A 22,665-nucleotide genomic window follows, 5' to 3' on the forward strand; every position below is an offset into this window, starting at 1 on the left:
CGCGCATGATCGCGCAGTTCCTTGTCAACGGGGCCGAGGGATCGGCTGCGGGCGCGCGCGCTGAGCGTATTGCGCGCGCGGTGGGGCCGGGAGATGCCGAGATCGTCTACAGGGACGGGTCTCGGCGACGCGCTGTGGCGGGAATGGCGAAGGCGTCGCGCCGGGCGCGTCCCCGCGTGATCTGGGCGATGGACCTTGCTGTGGCGCCGGTTGTCGCAGCTTTGACGCGATCGCGCGGAACGAAGTTCGTCGTGGACACAGGGGACTCGCCTGCGGCCTTTCTTGAGCAGGTGCAAGCCGGACGCGCGCTTATTGCGATAGCCCGCGTCCTGGAGCGCGTCGGATACGGGTCGGCCGATTGCATCGTGGTCCGAGGCCCTTACCACGCGGAGCAGCTCAGGGCGCGAGGGCTGGATGCCAGGGTGATTCCCGATGGGGTGGATCTGAAGCTGTTCGGACCGGCGGACGCGACGGGATTGCGTGCGAAGATGGGACTCGAGCGGAAGTTCACCGTTGGGATCCAGGGACACTTCACTTGGTACCCGGCACTCGGAGGCGGGTTGGGCTGGGAACTCGTTCACGCCATAGCGTTGCGCAAGGATCTGCCGATCCACGCGCTTCTCATTGGATCGGGTCCAGGGCTGTCGCACCTGCGCGTCCTCGCGGAGGACCTTGGCGTGGGTGATCGGGTGACCGTGGTGGGTCGCGTTTCCTACCAAGACCTGGCGCTCTACTTGAATGCATGCGACGTGTGCCTTCTGACTCAGACGAATGATCCGTCGAGTTGGGTTCGCACAACAGGGAAGCTCCCCGGCTATCTGGCGTGCGGCCGCTACATCTTGGCTTCGCGAGTCGGTACTGCGGCCGAAATCCTCCCGGAGGAAATGCTGATCGATTATGAAGGCCGATGGGATCACGCGTACCCAGCCAAGCTCGCGGAACGTTTTGCGGGTCTGATCAGGGGCCCTGAGCGCTTGACGCGCGGCGCGGATCTTCGTGGTCTCGCACAGCAGTTCGACTACGAACGCGTGGCGGAGGAGGCGGCCGCACTTGTGCGGTCGCTGGCCAACTAGTGTGCGGCATCGTTGCTCTCGTGGCGCCGAACGGCGCAGATCGAGCACGCGCAATGATGGAGTCCCTTCGCCATCGCGGTCCCGACGCTGAGGGGATCCAGGTCTTTGGGCGATGTACGCTTGCTATGACGCGGCTCGCGATCCTTGATCCGACTTCGCGTGCGAATCAGCCGATGGGCCGGGGAAGCAAACGCCTGGTCTACAACGGGGAGTTGTACAACTTCCGCGAGCTGCGTTCGGAGATGGAGTCGCAAGGCGTTCGGTTCGAAACGACGGGTGACACCGAGGTGGTCTTGTGTGCGTTGGAGAGATGGGGGGTCGCAGCGCTGCCCCGCTTCCGAGGGATGTTCGCCTTGGCATGTTGGGACGTGGAAACCGAAGAGCTGTGGCTCGCACGGGACCGCTTTGGGATCAAGCCACTGTACTGGCGCCCGCAAAGTGGAGGGATCGCCGTGGCCTCAGAATGCCGGGCCCTGCTCGGGGATGCGCCTCTGGAGGTTAGCCCTTCTGCCGTCGCCGAGTATCTCCAACTTGGATCCTCCATTACCGCCGCTATCACCAGAGGCGTGTTCGAACTCGAACCCGGAACCGTCATGGTCTGGCGAGGTGCGCGAATCACGACAGCGCGGTTTGCTGGATTGCCCGATGCCGTGGACACACCTGAACCCGCGGGCGCCGTCGCTGCGTTCGCCGAGGCAGTGACAATGCACCTCGCCTCGGATCGTCCTGTGGCGGTGTTTCTCAGTGGGGGTTTCGACTCGACAACGCTGATGTCGGCTTGCCGCGGTGGCCCGCGGATGCCGCTGGCGCTAACCATTGCTCATGAAGAGAACGCTGAGGACGTGGCGCGCGCTGGCAGAACCGCGACGCACTACGGGGCCTCCCACGAAGTCATTGCCGTGTCCGCCTCCGAAGTGGTCGCGAGCATGTCCAAGCTGGTGGCCGCGATGGATCAACCTTCTATCGACGGAGTCAACACGTATCTGGTGTCGGCGGCAGCGCGAGCGCGTGGAATCCCGGTGGCACTTAGCGGCCTTGGGGGCGACGAAGTGCTGGGCGGCTATTCGTATCACCACACTCCGCGCGCGCGCGCGTTCGCTTCGCGCGTTTGGCAGGGGATGCCGCCGCTGGTGCGACCTGTGGCTGGGAATGTCATCCGGCGCCGGGCGGGGGTGGCGGCCGAACGGATGACGGCCGTTCTCTCGGCTCGGACGCCGCAAGAACGCTTTCTGGCGTTCCGGGGGCTGTTCTCAGAGACGGAAGTGCATCAGCTTGTCGGATTCATTCCGGAGCGGTCGTCTCCGCGTTGGAGTCCGAATCCTGCACTAGAGGAACGCCGCCAATACGCTGCATTGGATTTTGATCTCTACCTGCGTCCCACTCTTCTGCGCGACAGCGACGTGATGTCGATGGCGAACGGCGTCGAGGTGCGAGTCCCGTACCTCGACAACAGGTTCGTTGCGGCGACGCTAGGGGCGGGGCATGCGCCGTCGAAGGATGAATTTGCGCGCGCTCTTGACGATCCATACTTGGCCACTGTTGCCGCTGAACCGAAGAGGACATTCGCCATGCCCTGGAGGACATGGTTGCCGGCTGTTGTGAGCGCCTACTCGGACATACTCTTTGGTCAGGCGGATCCCTGGGGTGGAGTAATTGATGGCGAGAAGGCCCGCGAGATCCTTCAGCGCCCGATGTTGCCCGGGGGAATGGAGCCGCTTCGGGCATGGGCACTCGTGGTGCTCGCCTTGTGGATCCAGGAAAAGAGGGGCGCATTGTGACGCGGTTGTTGCTGGCCGGGGAGGATTCCGAAGGAACGCTACTGCGGTCACTGTTGCCGGGGCTTTCAGGGGTGTGTGAAGTCGTGACGGTGTCCTTGGAGAATCGGGCGCCTGTCCGCAGCGTGACCGGCGTCGCAGAGCGGGTCGCAAACCGCACCGGGGTAAGCAGACACGATACGCGGCTTATAGAGGCGGTGCGGGACCATCAGCCCGACGTAGTGCTTGTGACGAAAGGGCGAGGGCTGAGTGCGGACGGAATTGCACGCGCGCGCAAGATGGGTTCGCGGGTGGCCATCTACTATCCAGACAACCCCTTGTGGCGATCAGGGGACTCGGGAGGCGCCCTTGATCGGCTCGCGGCGGCCGATCTTGTCTTGATCTGGTCGCACCGGTTGGCGCGCGCCCTTGAGCCCACGGTCCGCGCCGTCACCGTGGTTCCGTTCGGGTATGACCACCGGTGGTTTCGCCCGGCGGCGCCGGACGCTGAGCGATCAGGGATCGTATTCCTTGGAACCTGGTCACTGCGGCGGGAGAGGTTCTTGTCTGCTCTCGCCGGACTTCCGTTGCGGGTTGGTGGAACCGGATGGTTGAGCCGGGGAATCGACGGTGCGACCGGCCCCGTTCGCGAGCAAGAAGCCGGTCGTTTGTTGGCAACGGCTGCCGTGGGCATCAATCTCCTGCATCCCCAGAACACTGGAGCGCACAACATGCGGACGCGCGAAGTCGCGGCCTGTGGGGCACTGGAACTTACAGACCCGGGGACCGACGGGACGCCGTTGAGAGATACCGAATCGTGCTTTTGGTTCCGCAGCCCCGAAGAACTGCGGGCGCTAGCGGAGAAGGCACTTGCCGATCCCGCCCGCGTTTCTGCGATCGCGCGTGAAGGACAGGAGGCCGTCATTGGGGAGACCTACGACGTGCGAGCGGCCGAGATCGCGGAGCTGCTGGAGGCAATAGCCTGATGCTGTTGGCGGTTGCTGGGGTTTTGCCGACGGAGTTGCTGGCGCGCGCAATGCCATACGTCGTTTCAACGTGGTCGCTTCGGGTTCAGGAGCACGAGAGCGGGGCCGTGTTGACTACCTTGGGCGACGTCGATGAATGCGACGGGTGGCTTGCGGTGGGAAGGTCGGCTGCGGACCCGTGGGGGAATCCGTCAGATGTCGGGGGTCGCGATTCCCTGAGTCGCGATCTGTCGCGGTATGGACTCGCGGCGCTGCACATGGCCGCCGGCCCCGTTGTCGCGTTCGACGGGCGTGCCGCAGTCGTCGCGCGCGCGCCGAATGGGATCGTCCCTGTGTGGGTGTCCGGCGTTGCTGCCGGCACGTTGCGTTGCGTTGTCGAGGCCTGCGGCGGCGGTCCGGCTCGCATGTTGAAGCCGGGACATTCGGTTTCCATAGCCACCGGAGCGTCTGGCGCGTCGCACGCTTCGGAGGTCTTCGACGGACCCAAGCTGTTCTCGTTGCGAGACGTGCAGCGGGAACTGGCAGAGAGCACTCGACACGGTGATCCAGTCGCGGGACCGGGGAACTCGGACGGTGCATTGCGAGAGGGATTGGTGGCTGGCACCTGGGTGTACGCGCCGGATGTCACAAAGGGCCGGTGGCGTATCGACCGCGCAGGGTCGCTGTCGCATGTGAGAGAAAGCGTTCTGCCGGAACTGTGGGCGCGCGCGCGCGCGGCGGGCCGATGGTTGTTCGCACCTGTCACCGAAGCCCCGGCGGTTGAACTGCTTTCGTACGTCGGAGAAGCGACATGAGTCGTTGGCTCTTCCTCGCGATGGACTGGAGTCCGGCGGGTGGCGGGATTGCTCGCCTGCTCGAGTCCCTTGCGGCGGAATTGCCCTCGGGGATCGATTACCGAGTGCTGACACTCACTCCGGGGCTGTCCGACGACCGTGTCTTTCGGGTCACGACTCTCCGCGACATGGCCCTTCGTCTTCCCGGGCACGTTCGATGGCTTCGACGAGGAGGGGAAGCACAGATCGTGTGTGCGCACGTGTTCCTATTGCCCCTCGCGCTTGCGGCGCGCGGCGCGCGCGGACTGCGGGTTAGTGCGCTTCTCTATGGCAGAGAGGTGATGGCGCCGGGAGGGCGACATGCTGTTGTGCGGCGACTTCTCCCGCGTGCTGGGCGCGTTGTTGCGATCAGTGACTACACGGCGGACTTGGCCCGCGACTGCGGCGTATGCTCGGATCGAGTCAGGGTGGTCAATCCCGTAATAGTTCCCCCCTGGGGCATTGGGATGCCGCCGATTCGACGACCTCTCGACCGGGGACTCCGACTAGTTTCGGTGACGCGGCTCACGGAGGGGTACAAGAACCTAACGCTGGGCCTGCGCGCAGTCGCCGTTTTGCGCGACACGGGCCTCGTCGACAGATACACGATCGTTGGTGACGGTGCTTTGCGCCCGACCTTGGAGAGATTCGCGGACGATCTCGGGATTCGAGACATCGTGCGGTTCACGGGGCAGGTTACGGACGATGAACTCGCAGAGTGCATCACAGAGGCGGATCTGGGCCTGTTCCCGAGTCGGGATTCGAGTGCCGAGCGCGGGGCAGAGGGCTTCGGTCTCGTGGTTCAGGAGATGGCGTTCGCGGGTCTGCCGGTGCTCGTCGGCGATGCCGGTGGGACTCCCGACGCGAGTGACCCCGCGTGGTCGGTGTTGTTAGACCCCTATGACGTGAGGGCGTGGGTACACGAAATCGACCGGTTGGCTCGCGACGAAGACGCGCGGCTGCGTATGGCGATGAGCGCGTTCGAATGGGCAAGGGAATTGGACCCGCGCGCTACTTCGCGCGCGTTCTACGAGGCAATCGCTGATGCGAATCCTGTTCGTGAATCCCGGGGGTAGTCCGTACGGTGGCGCCGAGCGCAGTCTCGGGCTATTGGTGCGCGGCCTGGTGCAGCATGGACACGATGTGAGCGTCGCCCTGCTTGCCGAAGGTGCCGCGAAGCATTTGTTCGCCGAGGCGGGCGCGCGCGTCGAGGTGATCTCAGGCGAGTCTCTCACCGGGGTGCGGAGGCATGGTACGGCGCTGGCTTTTGCTGTGGGGTCGGCGCGTTCCCTGCCTGCGCTGGCGGGAACCGTCCGTCGGCTTCGCGCTCTCGTCGCCCGTGAGCGCCCGGACCTAGTGCACACGAACGGGTTTCGGGCCCACGTAACATCACCCCTTGTTCGGTCCCGGCAAGTGTGGTCGCTGCGTGACGTCGCCCCTCGTGCCGTTCAGCGGCGGGTCCTGCGGGCGGCCGCCCGCAGCGTGTCGGGAATTGCGGCGAACTCTCTGTTCACCGCAGCGCAAGTGCGTGGTGCGTGCCCCGTGGTCGAGGTGGTCTACAACCCGGTCGAGGAGATGCTGCTGCCGTCACGGGAGGAGGCCCGTTCCAGACTCGCTGTGCCTCCCGGGCGGCGGGTTGTTGCCATCGTTGCTCATCTACACGCGTCTAAGGGACACCATGTCGCACTCGACGCCCTTCGCAGGTTTCCGCAAGCAGAGCGACCTTTCTTGATATGTGCTGGGGGGGCGCTCTATCCGGATTCAGAGGCGTACGAAGGTGAATTGCGAGAGCGAATCACCGCGTGGGATCTGGGCGAAGACGTGCGGTTGCTCGGCGCCGTCGACGATGTTGCAGGCATCTACGCTGCCGCCGACGTACTGCTTCACCCTGTCTTGCATCCGGAGGGACTCGGGCGCGCGGCCATTGAGGCTCAGCGCGCGGGTGTACCGGTGGTGGCGTCGCGACTCGGGGGAATGCTCGAAGTCGTCGCCCACGATGAAACGGGTCTGCTGGTCGAGCCGAGTCGGCCGGACCAGATTGCGGATGCGTTGCGTTCGCTTCTGCGGAACACGGCGTTATCCGCTCGGCTCACAAATGCAGCGCGCGTGAGTTCGCGACGCTTTGATCCTGCGGAGCATGCGCAAGCCATGATGCGGTTCTATCGAAGGGTGCTGCTCCGATGAAGATCGCGCACGTTTTCAAAGACGCCTATCCACCGCTGATTGCCGGGATCACGCGGTACGTGCACGACGTTGCGGCAGCAAGCGTCGCGCAGGGACACGAGGTGGAGATCATCGTCGCGGGAGTGAAGCGAACGCGCCGGGATGTGATGGCGGATGGTACGGTGATCCTTCGATGCGGCGAGTGGGCGCGGGCGCTCTCGATGCCGCTGTCGCCACGCCTTGTCAGCGAAGTGCGCGCCGCTAGCGCCGACGTTCTGCATGTGCACATGCCGAATCCGATCGGCGAGTTGGGCGTTGTTCTGCGGCGGCCCGGAACAGCCGTCGTCGCAAGTTTGCACGCGCAATTGGGGCGTCAGCAGGTGCTGGAGGGCGCGTACCGGCCCCTTCGATCCGCGCTGCTGCGGCGTGCGTCGACTGTCTTGGTGGCCAGCGAGCCAATGATGAAGGTCCCGGAGCTGGCCGGCTTTGCCGAAAAGACAAAGATCCTGCCGTACGGCGTTTCCCCGGGGCTCATTGCGCGCCGGAACCCGTCGCGCGATGACTCTGCGCTACGGGCGTTGTTCGTGGGCCGGCTCGTGTATTACAAAGGGCTCGACATCCTGTTCGACGCGCTTGAACAGCTTCCGGACGTGCGGCTGACAGTCGTCGGAGAGGGGCCAAGTCGGGATGATGTCGAGCGGCGAGCGCGCGTGCTTGGAGGCAGAGTCACTCTAGCCGGGCGGCTGTCCGACGCAGATCTCGGGCAGGCCTACGCAACCCATGACGTACTCGTGCTTCCGTCCGTTTCGCGGGCGGAGGCGTTCGGGCTTGCCGCGACCGAGGCAATGGCCAATGGGCTCCCGGTAGTAAGCACTGCTCTTGGTACCGGAACCGATTGGGTGAATCGCGATGGAGTCACCGGCTACGTGGTCGCTCCCGGGGACGCGCACGCGCTCGCCGACGCGTTGCGAAGACTTGAGTCCGAACCCGAGACGAGAAGGCGTTTGGGAGAAGCTGGGATGGCGCGCGCAGCGGAGACGTTCTCGTTTGTTCGCCATGTGAAGGCGCTCCATCAGGTCTACGGAGAGGCGGTCGGCCGTGGGTGAGGCGTCGTTGATCGTCGGTGCGAGCGGATACGTTGGACGAGCCGTACTCGCGCGGCTGCGTTCTGCGGGCGTTGACGCGGTGGCTGCTGTCAGGAGTGACGCGCAGGACCTCGGGGAGCGGATCCTTCTCGACTCCCAGTCCTCACTCGATCGAGCGCTTGCTTCCGACCGCTTTTCGCAAGTAGTGCATCTTCCTCAACTCACGCGCGACGACGTGGACTGGGTGATCGACCGAGTTGACGGCCCGCGCTGGGTCGTTTTCTCTTCGGCGCAAGTTGCGTCGACTGTCCCTGCGCCGGGAACCAGTCTCGCTCGCGCCCGCGAACAGCGAGTGCTTGGACGCGGCGGAATTGTGCTGCGCCCCACGATGATCTTTGGGCGCGGGACAGACCGTAATCTGACGCGAACGATTCGTTTCCTCAGGCGGTGGCGCATACCGATCCTTGTCGGGGACGGGACGCAGAGGATCGACCCGGTGCACGTTGATGACGTTGCCGATCTCATAGTGAATCTGTCGGGCCGGACGGGCAGGCCGGACTTGTACGAGATTGGCGGGGGTTGTCCGACACCTGTGTGCGAGTTGTTGGCGACCCTGTGTGAGATTCTCGGCGTCCGGGGTGCCCAGATTCGAGTTCCGCTGTCCGCGCTGCGCTTTGCAGCACGCGCGGCACGCGTTGCGGGGCTTCGACCCGATCAAGTTCTCCGGCTGGTTGAGGACAAGACCGCGGACGATTCCGCGGCACGCGCGAGTCTGGCTTGGTTCCCTGCGCCCCTGCCGCATCGTCTTGAGCAGGCAGTGGCGGAGGCACTAAGTAGACGATAGTCCGCTCTGCAATTCGCGGGTCTCGGAGACTTCGCCTCGGGCTCGTTAGGCGCGCCCGAAAAGGATGACCTGGTACGGAGCCTTGCCGAACCTCCGGAGTTCCTTCATGCCGCGCGCGCGCGCCGACGCAAGAACGAGATCCGGTCGCAACCCGAAAGGCGTATAGAAGGCTATGTCGAAGTACTCGCGCTCCCAGTCGACGCGCCCCGCATAGTACGAGCACTCCTGGATGCATTCCTCCGGTGGGTAAGGCCCAAAGACGTGAAGCGGGCGGTCCACGTGATCAAGGACAGGGTAGGCGAGGCGTTCGGTCACAGGCCATGGCGCAAGGATGACGCTGTCTCTGTGACGGTTTTCCAGGTATGCCGCCGCTTCGCGTTCGGCCGCGACGAGGCGCGTGAAAGACATGTTCGAGTCGAGAGGCATCCAGCGGCCGGGAGTTGCGAACCATTGCGTTGCCATCAACAGCGCGACCCCGCCAGCGAGCAAGGGGAGGTGCTTGGGCTTCTTCAGCGCGCGGTCGGCGAGGCCTGCCGCAAGCACAAACAGAAGAGGGTAGAGCAGGAGGTTGTACCGGGGCAGATTGCCAAAGAGGGAGTGAAAGGGAACGAGGACTGCGACGGCTCCGGCGATGAAGATCTCCTCGGGGCTGAACTGCGGGACGCGGCGATTCCTCTTCGTGCACTCGCGACGAAAGATCACGGCGAGCGCGGCAAGAACTCCGGCCAGGACGACGACCTGTCCATTTGCCACGAACATCTGGTAGAAGCTAATCGCGACCGCAGCGACAAGGTGTCGGATGACGCCCCCAGCCCCGAACTGGGATGTCAACAAGATAGACCCGAACTCCGCGACGCGGTCCGGGGCGCTATGGCGAATGCTGTCGAACGCGAGCCAAGCGGCCAATCCAAGAATGGGAAGTGCGAATGCAGATGCACTCAGGGCGCGTCGCATTCTGCCCGTGGCCGGACTTGTCCAGTACGCATATCCGGCCATGCAGATGAGCAGGACCGCCCCGGACTCCTTTGAAAGGACCATTCCCAGTGAAAGCAAGATGGCGGTCTTCCGACGACCAGCGAAGAGGCAGTCCACCGCTGCGACGGCGAAGACGGTCTGGAACACCTCTGGGTAAGTCTGGCCCGACAGGCTGAAGAACAGCGGAGAGGCGGCGAGCATGATGGCGGCCGACAGTCCGACGCCTCGGCCGTAAAGCCGCGCGGCGCATCGCCAGGTCAGCACGAGCGTCACGCACGAGATGGCGACTGTCAGCAGATGTGCGGCCCATTGGTGTGCGCCCAAGGCTCGCCAAACGAGTGCTACAGCTTCGAACGGGAGGGGAGGGTGGGGGTAGCTGCGGTACGTCAGCGGTATCGGGTAGAAGTTGTTCCTGAGGATATCCGCGGAAGTGTTTGACCAAGTTTGTGCGTCCCAGAAGTCGGCTACCCCGAGCGCAGGCAGTTTCGCAATGAAGTACGCCGCCACCAAAAGGATCGGGGCGATACCAACTGCTCGCTCGGCTGGCTTGGGCCGGGTTATCGTCCGCATCGACTGGAAGGAAGCATGACGGCGCGTGGCACTCGTGCGAACGATTCGCGGTGAGCGCGTGGATGCAAAGGCTGGAGCCACCGCGGACGCCTCGCGCTATCGGGCACTGTATCCCCCTTGTGGCCAAACTGCGCTTTCAAGTGCAGTGGGTCGAAGGCGTGAGGATAACACCTCCGGCGGAGCCGATGAGGCTGGGCAACGAAAAGGACGCGCGTCTCGCGCGGTGTCGTTCGCGAGGTTGCTCGCTGGGCTTTTTGCGGTCTCCTGGGCGGCATGGGACGGTTTGATAAGATCCTTCGCCTGCGCCGTCTGGTGGACGGAAACGGGGCAGTGCGCGCGCACCGTGAGTGTCCTTGAAATCGTGAGGTGTGGAACATGCAGGCGGTGATTCTGTGCGGCGGGCTGGGGACGCGAATGCGCGAGGAAACGGAATTCCGACCCAAGCCCATGGTGGAGATCGGCGGCAGGCCGATCCTGTGGCACATCATGAAGACCTACGCCCACCATGGGATCACGGAGTTCGTGCTGTGCTTGGGCTACAAGGGATCGATGATCAAGGACTACTTCCTCAACTACGAGACGACAAGCAACGACTTCACGGTGCGCCTGGGTCGAAAAGACAGAATCCACTTTCACGGTGCACACAACGAAGGTGATTGGAGCGTCACGCTCGTCGATACGGGTCCGGACACCAATACCGGTGGACGCGTCAAGCGGATTGAGCCCTTCATTAATGGAGACCGGTTCCTTGTTACGTACGGCGACGGGGTCGGGGACGTCGATATTTCGGCGACCGTCTTGCACCACGAGTCGCACGGCAAATTGGCGACCGTCAGCGTTGTTCGTCCGATAACGCGCTTCGGGATTGCCGACTTGGACCCCAGCGACCGTGTGCTCAGTTTCCGAGAGAAGCCGGTGAGCGAGGATTGGGTGAGTGCCGGCTTCTTCGTATTCGAGCGAGGCGTCTTCGAGTACCTGGACGATGACTGCGTGCTCGAAAAGGAACCGTTTGAGCGCCTTTCAAAGGATGGTCAGGTTGCGGCGTATCGGCACCACGGGTTCTGGCATCCGATGGACACATTCCGCGAGCTACAGATGCTTGCCGGGATCTGGGAGACCGGGGCTGCGCCATGGAAGGTGTGGTCGTGACTGGGGTCTTGGGGACCTCCTTCTGGGGCGGCAAGCGTGTCCTCGTCACCGGGGCGACCGGCATCGTCGGTTCCTGGCTGGTTGGAGCCCTGCTCGATTCCGCGGCACACGTGGTCGCGTTGGTGCGGGACGACGATCCTCAGTCCGAGTTGTTCCGGAGCGGACGCGTGCTGAACTTGAGCATCGTGAGCGGCTGTTTGGAGCACGAAGAAACTGTAGAGCGGGCAGTCAACGAGCACGAGGTGGACAGCGTCTTCCATTTAGGCGCCCAGACAATCGTATCGACAGCCCAGCGTTCGCCAGCGCCGACGTTCGAGTCGAACATTCGGGGGACGTGGAATGTGCTTGAGGCGTGTCGGCGCCTAGATGGCTTGGTGCAAAGGGTAGTCGTTGCTTCCAGCGACAAGGCGTATGGCCCTCAGACGAGCCTGCCGTACACCGAAGACACCCCACTCGCTGGCGTTCACCCGTACGAAGTGTCCAAGTCTTGTGCAGACCTCATCGCGCAGAGCTACCACAGGGCCTACGGGCTTCCAGTTGGAATCGCCCGCTGCGGCAACATCTATGGGGGCGGTGATCTGAATTGGAGCCGAATCGTTCCCGGCACAATTAGATCTCTACTCAATTCCTCTCGTCCCATCATACGGAGTGACGGAACGTGCCTTCGCGACTACCTGTTTGTGGATGATGCCGTTTCGGCGTACCTGACCCTCGGGGCGGCCCTCGCGGATCGGAGCATCCACGGACATGCGTTCAATTTCAGCGCGGAGTCGCCGTTGACCGTGATGGAGATCTACAGAGAGATCTGCGCGGTGGTCGGTCAAGATGTGACGCCTTCTGTGCTCGGAACGGCAAGTGGAGAGATCCAGCATCAGTATCTGTCCTCGGAGAAGGCTCGCTCTCTCCTCGGATGGAAGCCTCGCTTCTCGCTTCAGGAGGGACTTATGGCCACCGTTGCCTGGTACCGCGAGTTCTTCTCGGCAGAAGGGAAGACTTGATGTCGGGGGAGTCCCCCTCCGAGATGCGTGCGGAGATTCTGGCTTTGGTTGCGCGGTTCGCTTCAGCGCAGTTCGAACAGTCGGAGTTCATCCCGGGGGAATCTGCAGTACCTGTTTCTGGACGCGTGTTCGATCGCTCCGAGGTTGTGACGCTTGTCGATGCTGCGCTGGATTTCTGGCTCACGACGGGGCGGTTTGCTGCGCAGTTCGAGGCGGCGTTCGCCGGCCTTTTGGGGCGCCGCCATGCCATCCTGTGCAATTCGGGTTCATCGGCGAATCTCCTGGCTCTGTCGGCGCTCACTTCCCCCAAGCTCGGGGAGCGTCGTCTTCGTCCCGGGGATGAGGTAATCACTGTGGCGGCGGGGTTCCCGACGACGGTCAATCCGGTCGTTCAGAACGGACTTGTACCTGTGTTTGTGGATGTTGAACCGCTGGAGCGGGGGACATACAACATTGATGTGCGCGCGCTTGAGGCTGCCGTGTCTTCTCGAACTCGCGCCATCATGGTTGCGCACACATTGGGTAATCCATTTCGCGTCAACGATGTGCTGGGTTTCGCCGAGGCGAACGAGCTCTGGTTCGTGGAGGACAACTGCGACGCCCTTGGTTCGGAGTTCGGAGGACACCTGACTGGTACGTTTGGAGACCTTGCCACATCCAGCTTTTATCCGGCGCACCACATCACCATGGGTGAGGGCGGCTGCGTTGTGACGGATCGCCCGCTGCTCAAGACCCTGGTCGAGTCCTTCCGCGACTGGGGGCGCGACTGCTGGTGTGAGCCCGGTGCGGAGAACACCTGTAAGAAGCGGTTCGGGTGGGGACTTAGCAGTCTGCCGAAGGGATTCGATCACAAGTACACGTTTTCGCACGTCGGGTACAACTTGAAGCTTACAGACATGCAAGCGGCCGTTGGGGTCGCCCAGCTGGAGAAGCTGTCGCAGTTCACTGCCGACCGGCGGGCCAATTTCGAGTTTCTGCATTCAGAGCTGGTAGGCCTCGAGGACGCGATCATTCTCCCCACAGCAACACCGGGCGCAGAACCAAGCTGGTTCGGGTTTCCGGTCGCCATTCGAACGCGCGCTGGTCTGTCGCGCGAGAAGGTCGTCGCGTATCTCGAGGCCTCGAACGTCAAGACCCGGATGATCTTCGCCGGCAATCTCACCCGCCAGCCGGCCTACGAAGGGGTGCCCTACCGAGTCGCAGGATCGCTCGAGAACACCGACGCCGTGATGGATCACGCTTTTTGGGTGGGGCTCTATCCTGGCTTGACGGAGAAGATGTTGATGCACACGGCGAAGACTCTTCGGGAGGCCGTTGGGGCGCGGTGACCGCTGGTTTCCGCGTCACCGACTTGTTACGAACTGTGGGAGGCTTGCAGCATGGCCATAGGTTCTCCGAAGCGTAAGCTCGTGTCGATCATCATTCCGGCTCGGAATGAAGAGGAGAACATCCCTCGAGTCGAGAAGGAAGTCACCTCAGCGCTCGCGGGTCTTGATTACGACTTCGAGTTCATCATCGTCGACAACGCGAGTACTGATCGAACGCGCGCTTTGGCGCTGGATCTGTGCGCCCGCGACGATCGTTGGCGGTATGTGCGATTCAGCCGAGACTTCACCGTCGAGGCGTCGATGACCGCGGGGTACCGTCTGGCGCAAGGCGATGCGATGGTAGTGCTCTACTCCGACTTGCAGGATCCTCCGGAGGCGGTGACGCGACTCCTTGCCAAATGGGAGGAAGGTTTCGACGTTGTCTACGGAGTCCGAACGGTTCGACCCGGCGATGCCAGATGGCGAAACTTCCTCGTTGACAAGGTCTACAGGACTATCCGGCGTCTGTCGGATCCTCCAATCCCGAGAAACGCGGGAGATTTCAGGCTGATCTCTCGCCGCGTGCGCGATGCGCTCAATGAATGCGGCGAGTACAACAGATACATGCGGGGACTGATTTCCTGGCTTGGCTTTCGGCAGGCGGGTGTCGAGTACGAACGCCGTCCCAGACTCGCTGGAAAGAGCAATGCGCCTTTCTGGGATCTGGTGTCTTTCACGTTCAATGCTGTGACGAGCTTCTCTCTTAAGCCTCTTCGAGTGTTTACTGCTGCCGGGTTCGTGCTGCTGGGCCTAAGCGTAGGCGCCATTCCTGTCTACGTGGGGTTGTTCTTCGCGGGTCACCCGCCGGCAGGCATCACGACGGTCATCATTCTGCTGCTCTTCGCAATCGGTCTCAATAGTCTCGGAGTGGGAGTGCTCGGGGAATACCTCGGACGTACGTACGCCGAAACGAAGAGGCGTCCCCTTTATCTGATCGAGGAGGTAGTCAACATTGGCGAATGGAATGACGCGTCGCCGGCGACTCGTGGCGGGCCGCCGCGCTTGTCCATTTGAGCAGGGCTAGGGTTCTTGGGAGCCGGACCTCTGCGCCGATGGACAGGGTTCGGACCGGAGGCGGCCCGCTACGGCGGCCGCGATATCCGGGGGAGTCAAGCCCGCGAGTTTCGTCAGATGCTCCTGTGATCCGATCCGCCCCTCGGTGCTCCGACTGAACGCGAATGACAGGCAAGGGGTGGGGTGGGCCCCAAGGGCCGAAGTGATCGCAGAATAGAGTCCTCCGACATCGGAGTGATCCTCAACGACTGCAAGAAGGCCGGTATTCGTGGCAGCAGCTCTCACTGCTGCGGTGTCGAGCGGCTTGACCGTATGCATGCTCAGTACTCGTGCTGCTATACCTTCGTCGGACAAGATATCGGCGACCGCGACGACGGTGCGCAGCATCCCTCCGGTGCTGATGAGCGTGACGTCACCACCCTCGCGTAGCGCGATAGCGGTGCCGAGGCGGAAGTCGGGCTCACCCTGATGCACGACCGCCTCGCCCCCCCGTCCAAGACGCAAATAGGATGGACCCGAGGATTCTGCCAGGGTGCGGGTCGCAAGTCGGACCTCGATGGGATCGCCGGGCGCCACTACCGACAGGTTGGGCATCGCCCGCATGACGGCGAGATCCTCGAGTGCATGGTGTGTGTACCCGGCCGATCCGTACGCGACACCCCCCCCCACGGCGACTATGTTGACGTTGAGGTTGTGGTAGCAGACGTCGTTGCGAATCTGTTCGAGGCACCGAATGGTCGAGAAGTTAGCGATTGAGTAGGTGAACACGGTCAGTCCCGACATTGCGAGACCTGCTGCGATCCCCGTCATGTTCTGCTCGGCAACGCCGACGTTGACATAGCGATGTGGGAACCGGGCCGCGAAGACCTCGAGGACGGAATAGCCGAGATCTCCAGTCAGCAGCCAAATGGTCTCGTCGCGCTCGGCGAGTTCAACCAGGGTCTTGATGAATGCTGACCTCAACGGTTTGCCCCCCCGAGTTGCGCAAGAGCCTCGGCGAGTTGGGTCGTGTTGGGCGACTTGTAGTGCCACTCTATGAGTCCCTCCATAAAGCTGACACCCTTGCCCTTGATGGTGTGCGCGATAAGGACGCTCGGCTTTCCCGGCTTGAACGGAACGTCGGCCAAGGTGTCGAGGAGGTCCTGGTGTACGTGGCCTCCGACTTCCCGCACCGCCCACCCAAAGGCGCTCCACTTCTCAGCAAGCGGTTCTAGGTTGAGAACGTCATGAACCGAACCGAAACTCTGGAGCTTGTTGTAGTCGATGATCGCGATAAGGTTGTCCAATTGATGGTGCGGCGCGAAGAGTGCTGCCTCCCAGGTGGAGCCCTCATCGCACTCGCCGTCGCTTAGCATTACGAATACCCGATGCTGCGATTCGTTTCGCTTGGCGGCCAGGGCCAATCCGCATCCGATGGGGAGCCCATGGCCGAGCGCGCCGGTTGAGACTTCAACTCCGGGGACTCCCCTGCTCACCACATGCCCAGCGAGTGTTGAACCGTCCTGGCAGTAAGTGCGCAGGCGTTCCACGGGAAAGAAGCCTAGTTCTGCGAGGACGGCGTAGACGGCTGCTGCACCGTGGCCCTTGCTGAGCACGAATCTGTCGCGATCGGGCCAGTCTGGGCGGTCGGGATCGACTCGCAAGATTGATCCGTAGAGAACGGCGAGCAGATCCGCCATCGACAAGCACGTGCCGATGTGCGACGAGTTGGCCGCATGGGTCATCTGGAGGGCATGGCAACGTATGCGACGAGCCAACTGCTCCACGGCCTCATGCATGGGGCGGAGGATACCAACAACTGCTGCACCCGGGGGAGCAAAGGCTTCCTCGGGTGCCCGTCGTCGGCCGGGGGCGTCTCCGGGCTGGGTCGAACCGCCGTGTTGTTAGGGTGGCAGTGATGCAGTCGGATGATGTCGGTTGGTATGCTCTATTCAGCGGTCGCGTGCCGAGGTTCTACTCGCAGGCCGATAGGAGGCAAGCGGAGTTGTGATCGGCGATCGAACCGAGATGCCGCGATGATGTTGGACGCCCTGCCTGCGGGATACTCGGTGATTCGCGAGGATGTGGAACGCATCGCGAATGGCATCGGCGTGGCGGCCGCCGGACTGGCGGGCCGGAGGCTTTTGCTGACAGGCGCAAGCGGCTTCCTCGCTGCGTATATGGCCGACACCATTGCTTGGCTCAACGACAACGTGTTGGATGAGCCTTGCACGCTTGTGGCGATGGTGCGCACTCCCGTCGTGGACGGAGGGCGTCTTGGCCACTTGCTAGGCAGGGAAGACATTTGTTTCATCACTCAGGATGTGTCGAGTCCTACCCAGATTCAGGGAAACGTTAACTTCGTCGTGCACGCGGCGTCGAGGGCGTCGCCTCGCAAATACCTCGAAGATCCACTGGCCACGATCGATGCGAATGTCTCGGGCACGAGGCATCTTCTAGAACTGGCCCGCGAGCGAGAGTCCGAGAAGTTCTTGTTCTTGTCGAGTGGCGAGATCTATGGGAACCTTGTCGGCACGCAGATCCCTATCGCGGAATCTGTTCCTGGTCGGATCGACTGCACCGGAGAGAGAGCTTGTTACACGGAGTCAAAGAGGCTTGGGGAAACGCTCTGCATGGTCTACTGGCGCCGTTTTGGGGTTCCGGTTTCGATTGTCAGGCCGTTTCACGTGTACGGACCGGGTATGGCTGCCGGGGATGGACGCGTCGTGGCGGAGTTCCTCGAGAGTCGTGCCGCCGGAACGCCGATCCGGTTGCTGAGCGACGGTTCGGGTGTGAGGGCATTCTGCTATATCTCGGACGCGACGACCGCCATGTTCGCCGCGTTGCTCGGCAGTGTGCGAGGTGAGGCGTTGAACGTCGGTGATGACCGGGAACCGATCGCGATGAGGGATCTGGCGGAGATGATCGCACGGCTCGAAGAGCCTGCGGTGCCGGTGGTTCGCGAGGGCCGAGACACGGCCTCGCATCTCCGCGAATCGCCTTCGTGGGTATGCCCTGACGTCGGAAAAGCACGCCGGCTCCTGGGCTATTCCCCAAAGGTCGGCCTTCAGGATGGACTAGTTAGAACTCTTGCGTGGTATAGAGAATGCGCGTCGGACCGGTCGGTACCGTGAGCGACGTAGATGCTCTGCGGAAGGCCGGGGCCCGTACGAGAGCGGACTGCCGGATTTGCGGGTCCGCGGAGGTGTCCCCGTTCATCCGGCATGAGTCTCTTCCTGTGGCCGGGATGTATCTGTCGGCCAATGATATAGAACCCGAACCGCTGTTCCCGTTGACGGTGGGATTCTGTCGCTCTTGTGGGCTGGTTCAGCTAGGTGAGGTCATTCCTGCCGAGTTCTATTCGTCATACCGGTTCACCGGGTCGGGATCATCGTCGTACAGAACCCACGTCGAACAGGTAGCTGACGCTCTCGTGGACGAGTGGGGACTTGACCGTAAGCGCATAGTCGAGATCGGGTGCAACGATGGCTATTTGTTGAGGATGCTCAAGGAGAGGGGTCGCAACAAGGTATTCGGCTACGAACCTGCTGTAGACCTAGCTCAATCCTGCGAAAGACAGGGCATCGACGTCGCTGCCGAACTGTTTGGCCCAACGACGATCGGGCTGTGTCCCCTTGCGCCGGTGGACGCGGTCATCTTTCGCCACGTCCTCGAACATATTGACGACGTTCATGCGTTTCTTGGCGCGGTGCGGAGCATCTTGCGAGGACCGGGATCGCTGGTGGTTATTGAGGTTCCCGACATGGGCGCCATCCTAGGGAACCGGCTTTACTCGAACTTCTATCATGAGCACCTGTCTTACTTCTCGCGCGATAGCCTTTCGGCTCTCCTCGCCCAGCATGGGTTTGTGCCGAGGATATGGAAGCGGGTCCCGATTCATGGGGGTTCACTTCTGGTTGTGTGTGAGGCGTCAGGCGCCCACACCGATGCCGCAGTTGTTCCAGACCGGCAGGTGACCTTTGCGGATTGCGAGGAGTTCGCCGGGGCTTCACGCCGGTATTTCGATAGCGTTGGGAGCTTCGTGCGCAATGAGCGTCGGCGGAAAGTAGTTCTAGCGGGGTACGGCGCTGCGCACCGAACAGTTGTTACCTGCAGCTTGGCTGGACTTGGCTCGGACGACGTCGCGTTTCTCGTGGACAGGAATCCGTACCTGCATGGTTTTGTTGTTCCTGGTGCGCGGATCCCGATTTACGGTCCTGCGAGACTGTCGGAGTCGCCCCCCGACGCCCTCGTGCTCTTCGCCACCTCATTCGAGGAGGAGATTGTCCGCGAGCAGCAGGCATTCGCCCGTGATGGAGGACGGTTCGTGTCGATCTCAGCGGAGCCGAAGTTCATTTGAGGTAGACGTTTAGCGCTTGGCACCGGCGGTCGGTGGGGACTGCCGGGCAGAGTTGCGTCCACGATGGCTGTGCCGGCTCTACGACGCGGGTTACTCGCGTTCGCCATCACCTCGTGAGCCATGGGTCCGAAGGGACCAGCCAGCCCTTGGGACGATGTCTGCCCAGGACAGGTCGGATAGCGGATAGCGTAGCAGTGCCTCGCGGGGATCCAGGATTCCGGGAAGCGCTTGACTGCCCACTGCTCGCCATCCGGTGGCCGGCGTCACATGGGGTCGGTCTTCGATGCGCCGGGCTCGCGTCGTCGGTTGGTAAGAGGCTCTTCTCCGGAGGTGCAGTCCGTACGCGCGCTCGGCCAGCGCGTCAGGAGCGAGCGCCAGGATGATGCGCGCCCGGGAGCGAACCAAGTCTCTGAGCGAAGAGGATGTGTCCCCTCCGACGAGTTGGCTGACATAGTGGCCCTCCTCGGCGTGATGGCGAAAGACGTTCGCCCAAGTCCACTGAGGGGAAGTGACTGCGTCGAAAGTGCCGGTGGAAAGTGCCCCAACCGCCGCGCGAGCAACCGCGTCCGCCAGTGTCGCAACAAACACAGTGTTCGACGGGCGCGCACCGCAGTCTGGGAGCATCACGCTACCGTGCCGCAGTGCGGTCATGATCTCGACAGACTGGGGTTGGAGCGGGCCGAGCGCGTGGCCGATTCGCAGGATTGTTAGAAGCCTACTGGTGCCGATAGCGCCGCGGCGAGCGACGCGCTCGAGGCTCAGCTTTTCCCAACCGTAGGCGTCCGGTACCCGCAGGGCGATCTCGGGGGCATAGACCATGATTGTGCTTGCGGTAATGACGTGGGCCCCCGCCGGGGCGGAAACCACGCAGTTGCGCACGACGGCTCGGTTCGCGAGAGCCTCCGACCTGCTGCGCGGCGCACGGTACGCAAGCTGGAAGACGACGTCACAGTCGGCCAGAGCAGCCTTCGCTTGAGCCGGGTCTGCGACATCGGCGTGGCGACAGGTCACGCCGCATAGGCGCAGGAATGCCGAACCTGAGGGGTTCCTGCAGATCCCAACGACATCGAGGTTCTCGCGACCGCTCAGGCGCAGGGCAAGCTCGCCCCCGATCCTCCCGTTGGCCCCAACGATCGCCACGCGCCCGGTCATCGTCTTGCGTTTGTGTAGATGGCCTCGATGAGATCGACGGTAGGTAGGTAGCCCGTCGGATTCGGACAGGCCGCAGGTTGTCCATGCTCGGGGAGAAGGATCGACCACATCGCGGATATCGCCTCCCACGTTGTTGCCGGACCGGGCGAGAGGACGAGGTCCTCTGGGTTCACTTCACTTTGCGCGCGCGTGACGATGAGACGGTCTTGCGGTTGCGTGCCGACGTGGAGTGCTCCCCTCTCGAACTCGACGCGGAACTCCCGGCCCAATTCTCGCAGCCAGCTGAGTTCCACGCGGAGTTCAACCTCTGAGGGGCCACCAACCATGCGCGCGCGGAGCGAGACGTCGCGGTCGATTCCGCCGTCGAACAGGACTCGCTGTTCCAGGATTTCGGCCGAAGTTGATTCCGTGAGTTGGAAGGCCAAGTCGATGCCGTGGCAGCCGAGATCCATGAGAATCCCACCGCCAGCGATGGCCGCATTGTCACGGAAATCTGATGATCTGCCTGTGGCCATTGTCCGCGAGCCCTCTCGCACCACAATCCGCTTCACGGCTCCGAATTCCCCAGAGTTCGTCAGCACCCGCAGCTTGCGGAAGGCAGGATGATGGCGGCGCTGGAAACCGCAGATCAACGTGTGGCCGGCGTACGCGGACACGATCGAGCGCGCTTCGTCGCGTGTTCGAGCAAATGGTTTCTCTAGGAAGATGCGGCTGCGCCTTTGGGTCAGTTCTCGGTGGTAGGACTCACGTGCACCTACGGGCGCTGCTAACAGAATGGCATCGACGTCGGGAAGGTCGACGAGATTGCCAGATTCGATGAGAATCGCATCCACCCGGAAGCGGCTCCTGGCTTTGTCAACGCAGGGACGCGCAATGTCTGCGACCCACAGCACGCGCACATCTTTGCGGTTCAACAGCACTGGAAGATGGATATCGAGCACAATTGCGCCGACGCCCACAATGCCGACTGAGTACTTCGCGCCACGGAGGCGAGTCATGATCCGCCGCCTGAATAAGGTCTAGGCTGCTCGCCAGGTTCAGGAGACGGATCTCTGCCGAGCAAGCTTTCCGAGCGCGCCCGCTTGAGGGATGCCCCAAAAGAAAACTCGGTCTCGAACACTCGCCGGCCGTTGTGTCCCAGGCGTACGGCAAGATGGTGGTCCTCGAGAATCCGTCTGACGTGATCGGCGAATGCCTCGGGTTCGTCCGCGACCAGAAGGTCTTCGCCGGGACGGACGGGAAGGCCGTCAATGAGCCTGGATGTTCCGACGACCGGGCGACCGCAGGCGAAGCCCTCAACGAGTTTCAACGGCAGGCCGCCTCGCACATGAATTGGAAACGCAAGCACAGAGCACGAGCGAAGGAAGGCCGCTGAGTCTGGAACTGGACCGAGGACTTCAACTCCGGGAATGGACCTGAAGCGTTTCGCCAGGTCGGTGGGCAACCCGGCGCCCGCCAGCGCCAGGCGAGTCTGTGGCCGGGCGGCGCGCAACGGGGGAAACACCCTGTCTACGAGATAGGTTGCAGCGTCCAGGTTCGGTCGGGAGGAGTAGGTTCCGATGAAACCAACGGGACCTACAACCCGGGTGTTGAGGGGTTCCACTTCGTGTTCGTCAATGGTGTTTCCGGTGACGAACACGCGAGCGGATGGGAGGAGTCGCCGAAACTCAAGGGCCTCTGTGGAAGTTGTCGCCCATATTTCGTCGCACGCGGGCAGAAACAGCCGCTCTTGAGTCCTGCTTGCCGCATGGTTGACGAGCAGGCCGGGAATTCGGGCGGGTGATCCCCGACCGTATGAGAGCAACTTCCGCGTGAGTTGCGACAGGACGTCTACCGCATCACCGATTACGGAAACCCCTTGCTGCGCAATAGCGGGAGCGAGGTGGAGGAGCGACGTGGGGAGCACGACAACGTCGATTCGCGTTTCTCCAACGGCCTCAACGAGCTTCGCACGCGCGCCGGCCAGGTCGTAGGGAATCGAGAAGGGGTAGACCGCCGAGGGGCGTCCGCAGAGCGCGCCGAGGGCCATCCCGGCACGCAGCGCGATACGTTGAGTAACTGGGATGTTCTCGTATTCGTGCCTTGGTCCTGCGTCAACAACGCCGTCGCAGAGGCTGGCAAGCGATTGGATGTCTGACCGATCGGCTGTGGAGAACACGAAGGCATGGCTCTCGCATCCGAGAGCGCGGATGAGACGCAGGTTGGCGACCTGTCGAAGATGGAGGCCCGTTACCGGCGGAACGGGAACGTCGAGCAGAACTGTTAGAACGCGATGGCGGCGTGGTGGAGTCATATGGCGGCAACCAAATAAGGGAAGGTTTCGAACCGCCCAATTGAGACGGCGACATTGCCCTGGCTGCAGTCTGGGGCACGGCTTGGCTTCC

20 protein-coding genes are annotated in these 22,665 nt (G+C 62.7%); 14 read left to right on the plus strand and 6 right to left on the minus strand.

The window, feature by feature from the left end:
- The first annotated feature begins 5 nt into the window (after positions 1 to 5).
- Genes WDA27_06735 through WDA27_06770 form a run of 8 tightly spaced genes read left to right on the plus strand, consistent with a single transcriptional unit; the run spans position 6 to position 8,717 of the window.
- Positions 6 to 1,073 (plus strand): glycosyltransferase, encoded by a 1,068-nt coding sequence (locus tag WDA27_06735; GenBank protein MFA5890631.1) that lies wholly within the window; start codon positions 6 to 8, stop codon positions 1,071 to 1,073.
- The gene (gene asnB / locus WDA27_06740) at positions 1,073 to 2,851 is read left to right on the plus strand and encodes an asparagine synthase (glutamine-hydrolyzing) (GenBank protein ID MFA5890632.1); all 1,779 of its coding nucleotides are present in this window, start codon (positions 1,073 to 1,075) and stop codon (positions 2,849 to 2,851) included. Before WDA27_06735 ends, asnB begins: the two co-directional genes overlap by 1 nt.
- Positions 2,848 to 3,813: a glycosyltransferase gene (locus tag WDA27_06745; GenBank protein ID MFA5890633.1), complete on the plus strand. Its 966-nt coding sequence runs from the start codon at positions 2,848 to 2,850 to the stop codon at positions 3,811 to 3,813. Before asnB ends, WDA27_06745 begins: the two co-directional genes overlap by 4 nt.
- Positions 3,813 to 4,607, plus strand: a complete 795-nt coding sequence (locus tag WDA27_06750) for a hypothetical protein (GenBank protein ID MFA5890634.1) — start codon at positions 3,813 to 3,815, stop codon at positions 4,605 to 4,607. Before WDA27_06745 ends, WDA27_06750 begins: the two co-directional genes overlap by 1 nt.
- Positions 4,604 to 5,701, plus strand: a complete 1,098-nt coding sequence (locus WDA27_06755) for a glycosyltransferase family 4 protein (protein ID MFA5890635.1) — start codon at positions 4,604 to 4,606, stop codon at positions 5,699 to 5,701. The genes WDA27_06750 and WDA27_06755 overlap by 4 nt, the downstream gene beginning before the upstream one ends.
- Positions 5,670 to 6,809, plus strand: coding sequence for a glycosyltransferase family 4 protein (locus WDA27_06760; protein ID MFA5890636.1), 1,140 nt, complete (start codon positions 5,670 to 5,672; stop codon positions 6,807 to 6,809). The genes WDA27_06755 and WDA27_06760 overlap by 32 nt, the downstream gene beginning before the upstream one ends.
- A complete protein-coding gene (locus WDA27_06765) occupies positions 6,806 to 7,894 on the plus strand; it encodes a glycosyltransferase (GenBank protein ID MFA5890637.1) in 1,089 nt (362 codons plus the stop codon). Before WDA27_06760 ends, WDA27_06765 begins: the two co-directional genes overlap by 4 nt.
- Entirely contained in the window at positions 7,887 to 8,717 is an 831-nt protein-coding gene (locus WDA27_06770; protein MFA5890638.1) for an NAD-dependent epimerase/dehydratase family protein, read from the plus strand. Before WDA27_06765 ends, WDA27_06770 begins: the two co-directional genes overlap by 8 nt.
- A 45-nt stretch (positions 8,718 to 8,762) precedes the next feature.
- Here WDA27_06770 and WDA27_06775 read toward each other — a convergent pair whose 3' ends face one another.
- Positions 8,763 to 10,262, minus strand: a complete 1,500-nt coding sequence (locus WDA27_06775) for a glycosyltransferase family 39 protein (protein MFA5890639.1) — start codon at positions 10,260 to 10,262, stop codon at positions 8,763 to 8,765.
- A 375-nt stretch (positions 10,263 to 10,637) separates the two neighbouring features.
- Here WDA27_06775 and rfbF point away from each other — a divergent pair, with 375 nt between their 5' ends.
- Genes rfbF through WDA27_06795 form a run of 4 tightly spaced genes read left to right on the plus strand, consistent with a single transcriptional unit; the run spans position 10,638 to position 14,790 of the window.
- Entirely contained in the window at positions 10,638 to 11,411 is a 774-nt protein-coding gene (rfbF, locus tag WDA27_06780) for a glucose-1-phosphate cytidylyltransferase (GenBank protein ID MFA5890640.1), read from the plus strand.
- A complete protein-coding gene (locus WDA27_06785) occupies positions 11,393 to 12,409 on the plus strand; it encodes an NAD-dependent epimerase/dehydratase family protein (protein ID MFA5890641.1) in 1,017 nt (338 codons plus the stop codon). The genes rfbF and WDA27_06785 overlap by 19 nt, the downstream gene beginning before the upstream one ends.
- Positions 12,409 to 13,737: a lipopolysaccharide biosynthesis protein RfbH gene (rfbH, locus tag WDA27_06790; protein MFA5890642.1), complete on the plus strand. Its 1,329-nt coding sequence runs from the start codon at positions 12,409 to 12,411 to the stop codon at positions 13,735 to 13,737. Before WDA27_06785 ends, rfbH begins: the two co-directional genes overlap by 1 nt.
- A gap of 51 nt (positions 13,738 to 13,788) precedes the next feature.
- Complete coding sequence (locus WDA27_06795; GenBank protein MFA5890643.1) at positions 13,789 to 14,790, plus strand: glycosyltransferase family 2 protein; 1,002 nt, start codon at positions 13,789 to 13,791, stop codon at positions 14,788 to 14,790.
- Positions 14,791 to 14,796: 6 nt separating this feature from the next.
- On the opposite strand, the gene WDA27_06800 is transcribed toward WDA27_06795, so the two are convergent.
- The gene (locus tag WDA27_06800) at positions 14,797 to 15,753 is read right to left on the minus strand and encodes a transketolase C-terminal domain-containing protein (protein MFA5890644.1); all 957 of its coding nucleotides are present in this window, start codon (positions 15,751 to 15,753) and stop codon (positions 14,797 to 14,799) included.
- Positions 15,750 to 16,568 carry a transketolase gene (locus WDA27_06805; GenBank protein MFA5890645.1) on the minus strand — a complete coding sequence of 273 codons (819 nt, stop codon included), beginning with the start codon at positions 16,566 to 16,568 and terminating at the stop codon, positions 15,750 to 15,752. The genes WDA27_06800 and WDA27_06805 overlap by 4 nt, the downstream gene beginning before the upstream one ends.
- A gap of 237 nt (positions 16,569 to 16,805) precedes the next feature.
- Between WDA27_06805 and WDA27_06810 the strand changes: the two genes are divergently transcribed.
- Entirely contained in the window at positions 16,806 to 17,903 is a 1,098-nt protein-coding gene (locus tag WDA27_06810) for an NAD-dependent epimerase/dehydratase family protein (protein MFA5890646.1), read from the plus strand.
- On the plus strand, positions 17,876 to 19,129 hold the full coding sequence (locus tag WDA27_06815; protein MFA5890647.1) for a class I SAM-dependent methyltransferase: 1,254 nt from the start codon (positions 17,876 to 17,878) through the stop codon (positions 19,127 to 19,129). The genes WDA27_06810 and WDA27_06815 overlap by 28 nt, the downstream gene beginning before the upstream one ends.
- A 90-nt stretch (positions 19,130 to 19,219) precedes the next feature.
- Here WDA27_06815 and WDA27_06820 read toward each other — a convergent pair whose 3' ends face one another.
- From WDA27_06820 to WDA27_06830, 3 genes are read right to left on the minus strand one after another with little or no spacing between them, the layout of a single operon-like run.
- Positions 19,220 to 20,281: an NAD(P)-dependent oxidoreductase gene (locus tag WDA27_06820; protein MFA5890648.1), complete on the minus strand. Its 1,062-nt coding sequence runs from the start codon at positions 20,279 to 20,281 to the stop codon at positions 19,220 to 19,222.
- The gene (locus WDA27_06825) at positions 20,278 to 21,279 is read right to left on the minus strand and encodes a Gfo/Idh/MocA family oxidoreductase (protein ID MFA5890649.1); all 1,002 of its coding nucleotides are present in this window, start codon (positions 21,277 to 21,279) and stop codon (positions 20,278 to 20,280) included. Before WDA27_06825 ends, WDA27_06820 begins: the two co-directional genes overlap by 4 nt.
- Entirely contained in the window at positions 21,276 to 22,574 is a 1,299-nt protein-coding gene (locus WDA27_06830) for a glycosyltransferase family 4 protein (protein MFA5890650.1), read from the minus strand. The genes WDA27_06825 and WDA27_06830 overlap by 4 nt, the downstream gene beginning before the upstream one ends.
- Between the last annotated feature and the right edge of the window lie 91 nt (positions 22,575 to 22,665).

Source organism: Actinomycetota bacterium (assembly GCA_041658565.1).
Lineage (GTDB): Bacteria > Actinomycetota > AC-67 > AC-67 > AC-67 > JBAZZY01.

Coding starts and splice junctions, on each gene's coding strand:
- WDA27_06755 (MFA5890635.1), top strand. CDS start 4,604: ATGAGTCGTTGGCTCTTCCTCGCGATGGACTGGAGTCCGGCGGGTGGC.
- WDA27_06830 (MFA5890650.1), bottom strand. CDS start 22,574: ATGACTCCACCACGCCGCCATCGCGTTCTAACAGTTCTGCTCGACGTT.
- WDA27_06785 (MFA5890641.1), top strand. CDS start 11,393: ATGGAAGGTGTGGTCGTGACTGGGGTCTTGGGGACCTCCTTCTGGGGC.
- WDA27_06795 (MFA5890643.1), top strand. CDS start 13,789: ATGGCCATAGGTTCTCCGAAGCGTAAGCTCGTGTCGATCATCATTCCG.
- WDA27_06760 (MFA5890636.1), top strand. CDS start 5,670: ATGCGAATCCTGTTCGTGAATCCCGGGGGTAGTCCGTACGGTGGCGCC.
- WDA27_06810 (MFA5890646.1), top strand. CDS start 16,806: ATGATGTTGGACGCCCTGCCTGCGGGATACTCGGTGATTCGCGAGGAT.
- WDA27_06805 (MFA5890645.1), bottom strand. CDS start 16,568: ATGCATGAGGCCGTGGAGCAGTTGGCTCGTCGCATACGTTGCCATGCC.
- WDA27_06815 (MFA5890647.1), top strand. CDS start 17,876: ATGCGCGTCGGACCGGTCGGTACCGTGAGCGACGTAGATGCTCTGCGG.
- WDA27_06765 (MFA5890637.1), top strand. CDS start 6,806: ATGAAGATCGCGCACGTTTTCAAAGACGCCTATCCACCGCTGATTGCC.
- WDA27_06775 (MFA5890639.1), bottom strand. CDS start 10,262: ATGCGGACGATAACCCGGCCCAAGCCAGCCGAGCGAGCAGTTGGTATC.
- rfbH (MFA5890642.1), top strand. CDS start 12,409: ATGTCGGGGGAGTCCCCCTCCGAGATGCGTGCGGAGATTCTGGCTTTG.
- rfbF (MFA5890640.1), top strand. CDS start 10,638: ATGCAGGCGGTGATTCTGTGCGGCGGGCTGGGGACGCGAATGCGCGAG.
- WDA27_06825 (MFA5890649.1), bottom strand. CDS start 21,279: ATGACTCGCCTCCGTGGCGCGAAGTACTCAGTCGGCATTGTGGGCGTC.
- WDA27_06750 (MFA5890634.1), top strand. CDS start 3,813: ATGCTGTTGGCGGTTGCTGGGGTTTTGCCGACGGAGTTGCTGGCGCGC.
- WDA27_06820 (MFA5890648.1), bottom strand. CDS start 20,281: ATGACCGGGCGCGTGGCGATCGTTGGGGCCAACGGGAGGATCGGGGGC.
- WDA27_06735 (MFA5890631.1), top strand. CDS start 6: ATGATCGCGCAGTTCCTTGTCAACGGGGCCGAGGGATCGGCTGCGGGC.